This window comes from Cyanobacteriota bacterium (assembly GCA_025054735.1).
Lineage (GTDB): Bacteria > Cyanobacteriota > Cyanobacteriia > SKYG9 > SKYG9 > SKYG9.
The window spans coordinates 1-10,873 of sequence record JANWZG010000095.1; the positions used below are offsets into that span (position 1 = coordinate 1).

Genomic DNA, 10,873 nt, shown 5'->3' on the forward strand with positions numbered 1-10,873 from the left:
TAATTTGACGAGCCAATTCCAGTGCTGATCGCAGGGAGGTAGGTAACTCAACAGTGGCTTGCAAGAGTTCAGGCGGGATGGCTTGGTATTGACGTAGGGCTGCGATCGCAGCACCAGGACTACCCTGGGCCATCGCTAACAGTTCGGGATAGTTCAAGATGTGGTGGTGGCCTATTTGGGTTAGCACTTGGGTCATGGCAGCAGGATCCAGCCGCTGAAAGGGAATGCGCTGGCAGCGAGACACTAAGGTCGGCAACATGGCATCTGCGCTGGGTGCAATCAAAATCACGGTGGCTTGCCCAGGCTCTTCCAAGGTTTTCAGTAAGGCGTTGGCTGCTGCCTCTGCCATGGTTTCAGCATTTTCTAGCACAACGATTGAGCGATCGGCCTCTAGGGGTGGACGACTGAGAAACTGGGTAATTTGGCGAATTTGTTCTAGACGGATAGCAGGTGCCGATCGGCGGCTGATGCCCTGCATTTCTGCTTCTGCAACGGTCAGCAGTTTGCCTTGGTGCTGGTAAGTAGGGGCAACCCAAAGAACATCTGGGTGATTACCCTGGTGCAGCCGTTGATATAGGACTGAAGCCTTATCTGTCGGGGAGGATCGGGCGAACAAGGCTTGGATAAAGCAGCGGGCAGCAAGGGCACGACCAACCCCTTCAGCTCCTGCAAAGAGGTAGCCAGGAGCCACTCGATCGCGCTGCACGGCTTGAGTCAGGAGGGCGATGGCTGTGGGTTGACCTACTAATGGGGCAAATAAGGGGGCAACTGGGTTGGTCAAGTCACTAGACACAGTTACGACAGGGTCAGTATGCGATAGGAGATTGGTTGGGAGCAACGGCACAAATTTGTTCACAGCCAGCCGCAGGAAAGTTTCGCCAATCTAATGCCTCCCTAGGATTTCCCCATCCCAGTTGCAATATCACCATGAGGCGGTCGTCTCGTCCGTGGCTAGAAATACTAGCCCAGTCTGTGCGATCGGCAATGCCAGCTACCTCAGCCATCACCAGGGGTCGATGTTCTCGACCTGCATTCACGGCTAAGTACAGATCCATACCTTCTGTAACCTGCTGCCAAAAGGCCACGACTTGAGGTTTTGCTTGACGGAGCAGGGTGATATCGTCTGGAAGGGCTATGAGTTGGTCATGGACGATCGGATAGTGGAGTGTTTGTCCTCGGATAGTGACTTGCCGCCAAACCACACCAGAGACCTGGTGCTCCCGCTGATATTGATGGATGGTAGCGCGAAACTCGGCATAGGCAGTGAATTTCTGTAAGCCTTCTGTGTTTAAGAACTGATCGATGAGGGGATTAATACCTGCTTTAGCTACAGCCAAATTCAAGCGTTGTCCATTCACACAGGCCCGCTGTTCATCTGCCAGAATCTGCACCAATTCCTCAGTTGTATAGACTGCTGTCATAGGCATCTCAACTTATGGCTAGGATGCAGGTTGAGTATAGACTCGATTAGGGTAGCGGCTTTCGAAGTAGGCGATCGCTGCCTCTCCAAAAACCCAAGCTGCTGCTGCACTCACACTAGGACGAGCAATTTGGCGCAATCCAGGAGGCAGATAGCGTCCCAGTTGCCACGCGGCTAGCAGCAATAGGTTTGCTCCGCCTGCGGCCATAATCGTGCCTGCAAGAGCACCTGCTCCACCTGCGGCTAGAATTTCCATTCCATAAATAGCAGCGATGCGGCTGACAATCAATCCTTGGACAGCCGTAATACTGACATTAAAGGCTTGGGTGCCAAATACGGGAATTTCTCCTGCTAAACCAGCCGCTGCACCACCTCCTAACATTAGCAGCAGTTCATCTCGAGCTTGATCGCGACAATATCTCGTAGTCATCACTCTGCTCCACATTCAGACTGATGACTACACCATAGCTGATTAATTGGATGGAGGAAACTGCTGGGTACGCACATCATCCATGTAGTCTTGGACTGCCTGGGTGATGACATCGCGGAGATTGACGTAAATACGGGCAAAGGGGGGTAGGCGATCGGAAATTCCCAACAAATCTGCGGTAACGAGAATTTGGCCATCACAATGTACTCCTGCCCCAATTCCGATCGTTGGGATCCCCAATTTGTGAGTGATTTGCATTGCCAAGTCAGCCGGGATGTGTTCAAGGACGATGGCAAAGGCTCCAGCTTGCTCTAGAGCGATCGCCTCTTGCAGTAACTGTTCCCCGGCTTCAGGTGTTTTACCCTGTTGACGATACCCCAGTCGATGCACAGCCTGAGGTGTGAGACCAATGTGACCCATCACAGGGATCCCTGCCTGCACTAACCGAGCTACCGTCTCCACCACCAAGGGATAGCCACCTTCTAGCTTCACCGCCTGGGCTTCGGTCTCTTTCATGACTCGTCCGGCTGAATAAAGGGCCTGCTGAGCACTTTCTTGATAGCTCATGAAGGGCAAATCCACCACTAGCAATGCTCGCTGCACACCGCGTCGCACGGCCTTGGCATGGTGCACCATATCGTCAAGGGTGACAGGTAGGGTGGTGGCATAGCCTAACCCCACCATGGCTAACGAATCCCCTACTAGGATTACATCGATACCAGCCTGATCAAGCAGACGGGCAAAGGCATAATCCCAAGCCGTTAGTGCAGCGATCGCCCTGCCATGCTGCTTCCAATCCCTAAGTTGCTGTGGTGTAACTGGCATAGATAGTTGCTAGTGCTCGATAGAGGATGTGCCACCTATTGTAACCAGCTGCATACCCTTCAACAGCACATCAGGAGATTGTGTCCACAGTAGTGATGCTGTCAACAGCCTACAACCATTGACAGAGCTTTCTGTCTGCTACTTGGTTGGCAAGATTATGCACCAGCTACACCTACTCCAATCGGACAGGCGACTGATGTGCCACCCAAACCACAATAGCCATTAGGATTCTTAGCCAGATATTGCTGATGGTAGGCTTCTGCGTAGTAGAACTCTGGAGCATCCAAAATTTCTGTGGTGATAGCACCATAGCCTGCTGCGGTCAATGCCTGTTGATAGGCATCCCGTGAAGCTTCAGCTAGTTGCCGTTGCCGTTCAGAATAGACGTAGATACCAGAGCGATACTGAGTTCCCACGTCATTGCCTTGGCGCATCCCTTGGGTCGGGTCATGATTCTCCCAGAAGGTCTTCAGAAGCATCTCATAGCTAATCTTAGTAGGATCAAACACCACGAACACCACCTCATTGTGGCCAGTCATACCGGAACATACCTCGTGATAGGTGGGGTTAGGTGTATAGCCAGCAGCGTAGCCGACGGCTGTGGTAAAGACACCATCCAATTGCCAAAACTTGCGCTCGGCTCCCCAGAAGCAACCCATACCAAATAGGGCTGTTTCCATGCCTTCCGGAAAGGGTGGTTTCAACGGATTGCCATTCACAAAGTGACGTTCTGGTACAGGCATGGCATCTGTCCGTCCCGGTAATGCTTCCTCAGGAGTCGGCATTGAAAGTTTCTTCCCAAGTCCAAATAAAACCATAACTGTACCTCCGGGTCTCGAATAATGCTGCTCTCCTGCTATTGTAAAGATTTTTGTAAAGACGCTACCTAGTTTTTCGATAAGCCTTCACTAGGTTTTTGCTAAGAATCACCTTGCAGGTAAGCCTTACGCTTGGGGAAACAGCAATGGAAACCACCTCTATGCCAGTTTCAAAGCTCCTAAGCAGTTAGGTTCTGATGGAGCAATCTCTCACCATGGCGGCAATCAAGCAAGTCTGTTTGTAAACCTGGGAATTAACGTTGCCTTAATGAGCTATTGGCCAAGCCTTAACTCTAGCTCCCTATGATGAGCACGGCTTGAAAACTAAGAGCCGTGTAATGTGTTGAGGTAAGGTAGCGAATGGTAGCAACAACAACGAATGGTGGGCCTCTACGGGAGATAGGTAGATTTTCTACAGGAGTCTTTAGCACTGATGGTGGTGCTGCGGAAATTCCCGCCTATGACCCAGGGACACAGCGGCTATTTGTGGTCAATGCCATCACCAAGAAGGTAGATGTGCTGAGTCTTAGCAATCCTGCTAGCCCTGTCAAGGTAGCAGAACTAGATGCAGCGGGCGGCATTCCCAATAGTGTTGCTGTGAAGGATGGCATTGTAGCAGTGGCTGTGGAAGATGCTGTCAAGACCAATCCTGGTAAGGTGTTGTTGTTTGCAACCAACGCGACGAGCACTACTCCTCCATTAAAAAGCCTCACGGTGGGTGCTCTGCCCGATATGCTTACCTTTAGCCCCAATGGACGATGGATTCTAGTAGCTAATGAGGGTGAGCCTAACAGCTATGGCCAGGCTACTTCTGTTGACCCAGAGGGATCCGTTAGCATTATTGACTTGGCAAATGGTGTTGCTAACGCTACTGTGCGCACCGCTACCTTCACTAGTTTTAATGGTCAAATCGATGCCCTAAGAGCACAAGGGGTAAGAATTTTTGGCCCTGGTGCCACGGTCGCCCAAGATTTGGAGCCTGAGTATATCACCATCTCTGGGGATAGTCGCACGGCCTATGTAGCGTTACAGGAAGCTAATGCGATCGCTGTAGTAGACATTCCCTCGGCTACGGTGACGGCAATCCGACCATTAGGGCTAAAGGATTTCAGTGCACCCAACATTACGACGACCCTGTACGAGTGGACAGCGGCGAATCGTCCCCCTCTAGGCACTACTAGTGAAGGCCAGACCGTGCTGCTGGGTGGTTTCTCTGGTCTGTTCTTTGAAGGCACAGCCCCTAGCGGTAACCTGCGGTTTATTACCACCACCGATCGGGGACCTAACGGTGAACCCCAGGACTTGAATCCAACTAGTCCTGGCAATGAACGCCCCTTTGCCCTACCAAACTTTCAGCCCCGCTTTGTGCGCTTTGAACTCAATCCTACGGCTGCCCCTGGCTCTAACATCACGATTACTCAGCAAATTCTGCTCACCAAGCCTGATGGTTCACCGCTAACGGGCATCTCAAACCTGGGAACAGCCGCAAACCAAGGCTTAGCCTACAACGATGAAATTCCTGTGGATTTAGCGGGTAATATTTTGCCCTTTGACAAGCTGGGTGCGGATTTAGAAGGTATTGTTGTTGCAGCCGATGGCACTTTTTGGGCGGTGGATGAGTATCGTCCCGCTATCTATCACTTCAATGCCGCAGGCAGGATGCTAGAGCGGTTTATCCCAGCGGGGGGCGCGACTGCCGATGGTACATTTGGCACGGCTAATCTACCTGCTGTCTATGCTCAGCGGCGAGCAAACCGGGGGTTTGAGGCAGTTGCTCTGGAGGGCAACAAGCTCTATGCCTTTATTCAAACACCTCTGGACAACCCTGATGATGCTGGTGATACTGTATCCCGTGCTTCTCGCAACGGTCGCATCCTAGAGTTTGACATCAACACTAAGCAGGTCACTGGCGAATATCTTTATATCTTCGATGCAGTAACGGCTGCTGGTACGGCTCGTACTGACAAGATTGGGGATGCTGTGTCCCTAGGCAAGGGCAAGTTTTTGGTGGTGGAACGGGATGACCGTGATACCACTGCCTCGAACAAGTTGGTGTTTGAGATTGATTTGGCCAATGCTACTAACATCAACAATCCTGCCAACTTTACCCTACCCGCAGGCACGACGATCGAGCAACTTCAGCCCACCCAACTGACCACTGCTGGCATTCGACCTGTGAGCAAGCGCCTAGTGGTGAATGCTGCAACGGTCGGCTACAGCGGCACTGGTTTGGACAAAATAGAGGGTCTGGCCTTGGTGAACCCGACAACGATCGCGGTGATTAATGACAATGACTTTGGTGTGAATACAGCAGCAGTTGGGCCTGGCTCTGTGTTTCCAGTGAATAACGCTATCCGCCCTGTACAGGTTGGCCTTATTAGTGGCTTGGGGCTAACTCAACGCGCCAAAGGCTTAGATCCTAGCGATCAAGATGACCCTGATGGTACTGGCCCTCGCACCAATGTGGCCCGCATTGGCAACTGGCCCGTCTTCGGTATGTATCAGCCTGATTCAATTGCCAGCTATACTGTTGGCGGCCAAACCTACATCGTCACTGCTAACGAAGGCGATGCCCGCGACTACACCGGATTCAACGAAGAAGTGCGGGCAGCTAGCATCGGCGCAGCTAACCTCGATGCTACTGTTTTCCCTAATGCCGCTGCTCTGCTAAGCAACGCCCAGCTAGGCCGGTTGAATGTCACGAACCAAACGGGTAGAACTACTGCTGATGGTGCTGGCACTGACAACAACCCAGATTACGAAAAGCTAGTAACCTTTGGTGCTCGTTCTTTCTCCATTTGGAATGCAACCACTGGGGCGCTGGTGTTTGATAGCGGTGATCAGATCGAGCGCTTAATCCAGCAGTTCTATCCTGGTAACTTTAACGCTAACCACAGCGGCACTGGTGGTAACAACCTAGATGACCGCAGTGACAACAAAGGCCCAGAACCAGAGGGTCTAGTGCTTGGTAGAGTGAACGGACGCACCTATGTCTTCATTGGGCTAGAGCGTATTGGCGGCGTGATGGTTTATGACATCACTAGCCCCACGGCTCCATTCTTTGTGCAATACATCAACCCTCGTGACTTTAGCATCACTCCTATAGCAGCTAATGTGGCTACTGTAGGCGACCTAGGGCCAGAAGGGTTAGTGTTTATCCCGGCTGCCGACAGCCCTACTGGCAAGCCACTGCTGGCTGTAGCCAATGAAATCAGTGGCACTGTGGCTATCTTTGAATTTGATGCGACTAGGGTGCCAACTACGACTGTGATACCACCTAGTCTAGCCCGCGGCAATAACAATGTATTGACGATTAATGGCTCTGTGGCTAGCGCTCCCCAAACGCTCCGGTTCACTGTTGGGCAAGTCAGCAGTGCGTTTGTCAACGAAGTAGGGGTGTTCGTAGTGGATGATGACGAAGGTAGCATCGACGGGGTAGCTCCCACTGCCAGCAACTATCTGCAAGTCGCCCTCAGTCGTGCCCAAGTTATTTGCACTGCTCTGCCCAACAACCCCCAAACTGGTGGCAATCCTCGCAATATCAACTTTTTGGATGCTAACGAGCGTTTGGTCTTTTACTTGGTACAAAACAACTCTACGGATAGTGCTCTTTCTAGCTTGGCGGCTGGTCGCACCCCTACTGTAATGTTTGCCTCCCTCTTTGGGAGCACTACTTTCCAGCAAGCCCGCATCACCAACCAAGCTGGAGGTGGCTTCACTATCTCCTGGGAAGATCAAGTCGGCGGTGGTGATCAAGACTTTAATGACTTTGTGTTGAATGTGCAGTTAGCTACAGCAGATCCTCGCTTGGCTGCTATTACTCGCTACCAGGGTAGAAAAGAAGGTGAACTGATTGACCTACGAAGCCTGACGGGTAATGTAGCAGCGACCTTTACCGTTAATAGTGAGGCTGCCTTCAACAATACGGTTGGTCTCTACCGTGTCGATGACCCTACTGGTCGTATTGGCAACTTGGCCCCTGGTGATGCAGGCTATGCTCAGGCGGCCCTGCGCGATCGCCTGGTTATGTCTAGCGGGCGTGGTGGCACCAGCTTGAACAGTCTGGCTGGTGGTAGTCTGTTGGCTCCCTTCCTAGTGGCCAATGGTACAGTTCAGCAGTTCTTGGCTCAGAATGCTAACAACCAGTCCTCTGGAGCACCGATCGCCTATTTTGCTTACAGCAGTGCTAACCCCGATCGCATTGACCATGTTCGCCTCCTCGGCGATAACACCTTTGGTTTTGAAGACCTCCTTGGTGGTGGTGATCAAGACTTTAACGACATCGTGTTCCGCGTCAACTTCACCTAATTAGATTCACCCAATCGAAACACCAGCATAGTGTCTGAATGTTCGTGTAATCATTACATCCCTGGCGTTGCTAAGAAGCTGGGGATGCTGATTGTTGTGGGGGTGAATTCAGTGGTAGTACATTGTCGTCCCAAGCTGAATGTTGTGGATATGAGTACTGTGACTGCTTAAGTGTCAAAGCAAGTGTCAACGATAAGTGTCAAAGAGCTTGTAAGTTAGAGCTGGAGCATGAAGAGTTTTTCACTACTGCCTTATGCAAGAGCAACTAGGCCTTATGTAGCAGCAACTAGTCGGTTTGTTCGCAAGGTTTAATCTGGGTAAGCTCTGCGTAAATAGGGTATTTTATGCAAATTTAGAGTATCTTAAATAAGTTGTCGTTCTAGTAGTAGCTAGCGGACTCAGCCATGGGTGACTTGTATGGTGGTCATGATCCTAGAGATATTCCCACATACTCTATTGGCTATGCGGCGCGGTGTTTACGAATTCCAGCGGCAACAATCCGATCGTGGACAGTTGGGCAAACCTATCCAGTGGCGAAAGGAGAGCGCTTTTTTCAGCCGTTAATTCCTATTGCTGATCGTAAGCCTCGCCAACTTTCCTTTACGAACCTGATTGAACTTCATGTGCTACGAGCCATTCGTAAGCACCACCAGCTAAAGCTCAGTGCTGTGCGGCAAGCCCTAGACTTTATTGATCAACACTTTAAGATAGACCACCCTCTTGCCCGTGAGCAATTTCGCACCGATGGGGTTGATCTGTTTATTGATCGCTATGGAGAAATCATCAACGTTTCTCGGCAAGGGCAATTGGATTTGAGAAATTCCCTCAATGCCCATCTAGAGCGTATTCAGCCCGATGATTCTGGCTTTGCTATTAAACTTTATCCTTTTACCCGATCTGATGAAGCCCACAACCCTAAGATTGTAGTGATTGATCCAAGAATTGCCTTTGGTCGTCTTGTGATTGCTGGAACTGGAATCCCCACCCATATTATTGCTGAACGGTATAAAGCAGGCGACTCTTTGCAGGATTTAGTCGATGACTATGAGTGTGAGCCAAGCCAAATTGAAGAGGCTATTCGATGTGAATTGCCTGTGGCAGCATGAGTGAGTCGATACCTAAGGGTATAGTATTTTTTATTGATCGCTGTCTAGGACGTAACCAACTAGCTGAAGCTCTGAGAAAGCGTGGTGTTAGGGTGGAAGTACATGATGCTCACTTCAGCAAAGATGCTTTGGATGTAGACTGGTTGCCAAATGTGGGCGAACGGGGCTGGATCGTGCTTACCAAAGATAGCAACATTGGCAGGTGTGCTCTGGAGCGTATAGCAGTTACTAATGCCAACATTAAAATGTTTGTATTGGCTTCCCAAAACCTCTCTGGTGTTGACATGATCGATGCCTTTTCTCGTGCGCTCAGCAAAATCATCAACTTTGTTAGGGATAACTCAGCTCCGTTTATCACTAAAGTCTATCGAGATGGTCAAGTAAAGGAGTGGAAAACTGCAACGGATTTGCAAGCAGAACTCCAACAGTCTTCTGATGACTGACCTGACTTCAGGTCAAGGGGGTTGTCGTTGCTCGCAGAGGAGTAGCAATTGCCGTCAAGCATCACTCATGGTTATGCCGCAGGGCAGAGTAAACCAAATAGTAGTGCCCTTCCCTGGTTCACTACACACGCCAATGTCACCGCCGTGGGCTGAGACAATTTGGCGGCAAAGATACAGCCCCAGCCCAATGCCAGTACAACGAGGATTTTGCAGATTACGGACATAGGGTCTAAACAGACCAGTTTGATGCTCAGGGGCGATACCAACTCCGGTATCAACAACTTGGCAGTATAGGCGATCGCCCTCCACTGTTGCACTCACGGTTACCTGCACCCCTGATGGATTGTGTTTGATGGCGTTGGTAAGCAGGTGCTGCAACACCGATTTAATTTTCTCGACATCGGCAATAATCAGTGGCAAGGAAGGACTGAGATTGCAGTTGATGACTGCTTGGGAATCAGTTAGCTGGGGGGGAAGACTGGCAATCGCCTGTTGCACAAGGTCAGCAAACTGCACAGGACAGCGCTGAAGCATAAGATGGGCATCTTGGTCGAGCTGGTCTTCAGACAAAGCTGTAATCAAAGTTAGTTGGCGATCGCTAGCAGCAATCATTCGATTCAGCACATCGCAGTCTACCTGTGAATGACCATTGTTCATGTGAGTGTGCTGCATTTTCCTCAAGGCCATCAATGTGCCGATGATGGATGTTCGCAAATCATGGGAAACTGCCTGGGTAAACACACTCTTCATCTCATAAAACGACTTCAGTTCCTCCATGCGCGCCTGTAACTGGGCAGTACGATCAGCAACCTGTTGCTCTAGGGAGGCATTCAATCGTTGCACTTGTTGACAAAGTTGTTCTTGCTGAATAGTAGCTACCCGCTCTCGCTCCAAGGCTAGGCGCAATTTGGCCTCAACTTGTCGGCGCTCTTCTACAGTTGCAGCTAACACCAAAGCGGTAATCGTAGCTGCTGCAATAAATGTCTGAAGCAGCAGCGCACCTTCCCTAACTGATTGAGACTTGGCCAAAAACGGGCCTTGGCCTTGAAGTAGACCTGCAAGCGAAATTCCTAGCACCACTAGACTAGAGCAAACCGCTCCCCACTGGCCAAAGCGCAGGGATGCCCACATCATAATGGGAAACGGCAAGTATTCTAGGGGATAGTAAGCGATCGCAGTCGTCTGCGAGCAGCAGAACACAATCACACTGACAGCCACTAACAACAGACCACAGACCAGCCACTCGATGAGGCGTTCAATTCGTTGGTGTAGGATTGACCCCCAGCGCCGCCAACCGTGATGATGCAGCCACGACCATCCCAAAAAGCTCAGGGGAGCCACTTCTAAAATGCCAACGCCGTCGCCTACTGCCAACGTCCACCAATGATGCCACGCTTCCTGCCATGCTAGCTTGTGGATCATGAGAGCCATAGCTGTTTCCACTGAGGCATTAATGCTGCCTACTCCTATAACCCCTACCCCAACTAATAGGGCTACATCCCGTAATCGCTCTAGGGTAGGAT

9 protein-coding genes are annotated in these 10,873 nt (G+C 50.8%); 3 read left to right on the forward strand and 6 right to left on the reverse strand.

The genetic code is table 11. The features are described 5' to 3' along the window. The 5 genes from holB to msrA all read right to left on the reverse strand — a co-directional run. A partial coding sequence (gene holB / locus NZ772_06525; protein MCS6813210.1) for a DNA polymerase III subunit delta' occupies positions 1–793 on the reverse strand: 793 nt, incomplete at its 3' end. A gap of 13 nt (positions 794–806) precedes the next feature. Beyond that, positions 807–1,421 carry a hypothetical protein gene (locus NZ772_06530; GenBank protein ID MCS6813211.1) on the reverse strand — a complete coding sequence of 205 codons (615 nt, stop codon included), beginning with the start codon at positions 1,419–1,421 and terminating at the stop codon, positions 807–809. 18 nt (positions 1,422–1,439) lie between these two features. Next, entirely contained in the window at positions 1,440–1,850 is a 411-nt protein-coding gene (locus tag NZ772_06535; GenBank protein MCS6813212.1) for a hypothetical protein, read from the reverse strand. A 42-nt stretch (positions 1,851–1,892) separates the two neighbouring features. Further along, positions 1,893–2,675, reverse strand: coding sequence for a 3-methyl-2-oxobutanoate hydroxymethyltransferase (gene panB / locus NZ772_06540; protein ID MCS6813213.1), 783 nt, complete (start codon positions 2,673–2,675; stop codon positions 1,893–1,895). Positions 2,676–2,830: 155 nt separating this feature from the next. Next, positions 2,831–3,493, reverse strand: a complete 663-nt coding sequence (gene msrA, locus NZ772_06545; GenBank protein ID MCS6813214.1) for a peptide-methionine (S)-S-oxide reductase MsrA — start codon at positions 3,491–3,493, stop codon at positions 2,831–2,833. A gap of 360 nt (positions 3,494–3,853) precedes the next feature. On the opposite strand from msrA, the gene NZ772_06550 reads away from it, so the two are divergent. From NZ772_06550 to NZ772_06560, 3 genes are all read left to right on the forward strand, one after another. Beyond that, entirely contained in the window at positions 3,854–7,801 is a 3,948-nt protein-coding gene (locus tag NZ772_06550; GenBank protein MCS6813215.1) for a choice-of-anchor I family protein, read from the forward strand. 404 nt (positions 7,802–8,205) lie between these two features. Next, positions 8,206–8,907, forward strand: coding sequence for a DUF433 domain-containing protein (locus NZ772_06555; GenBank protein MCS6813216.1), 702 nt, complete (start codon positions 8,206–8,208; stop codon positions 8,905–8,907). Then, positions 8,904–9,350 (forward strand): hypothetical protein, encoded by a 447-nt coding sequence (locus NZ772_06560; GenBank protein MCS6813217.1) that lies wholly within the window; start codon positions 8,904–8,906, stop codon positions 9,348–9,350. The genes NZ772_06555 and NZ772_06560 overlap by 4 nt, the downstream gene beginning before the upstream one ends. Before the next feature lie 54 nt (positions 9,351–9,404). On the opposite strand, the gene NZ772_06565 is transcribed toward NZ772_06560, so the two are convergent. Next, on the reverse strand, positions 9,405–10,873 hold a 1,469-nt coding region (locus NZ772_06565; protein ID MCS6813218.1), incomplete at its 5' end, for an MASE1 domain-containing protein.

Coding starts and splice junctions, on each gene's coding strand:
- NZ772_06530 (MCS6813211.1), bottom strand. CDS start 1,421: ATGACAGCAGTCTATACAACTGAGGAATTGGTGCAGATTCTGGCAGAT.
- NZ772_06535 (MCS6813212.1), bottom strand. CDS start 1,850: ATGACTACGAGATATTGTCGCGATCAAGCTCGAGATGAACTGCTGCTA.
- panB (MCS6813213.1), bottom strand. CDS start 2,675: ATGCCAGTTACACCACAGCAACTTAGGGATTGGAAGCAGCATGGCAGG.
- msrA (MCS6813214.1), bottom strand. CDS start 3,493: ATGGTTTTATTTGGACTTGGGAAGAAACTTTCAATGCCGACTCCTGAG.
- NZ772_06550 (MCS6813215.1), top strand. CDS start 3,854: ATGGTAGCAACAACAACGAATGGTGGGCCTCTACGGGAGATAGGTAGA.
- NZ772_06555 (MCS6813216.1), top strand. CDS start 8,206: ATGGGTGACTTGTATGGTGGTCATGATCCTAGAGATATTCCCACATAC.
- NZ772_06560 (MCS6813217.1), top strand. CDS start 8,904: ATGAGTGAGTCGATACCTAAGGGTATAGTATTTTTTATTGATCGCTGT.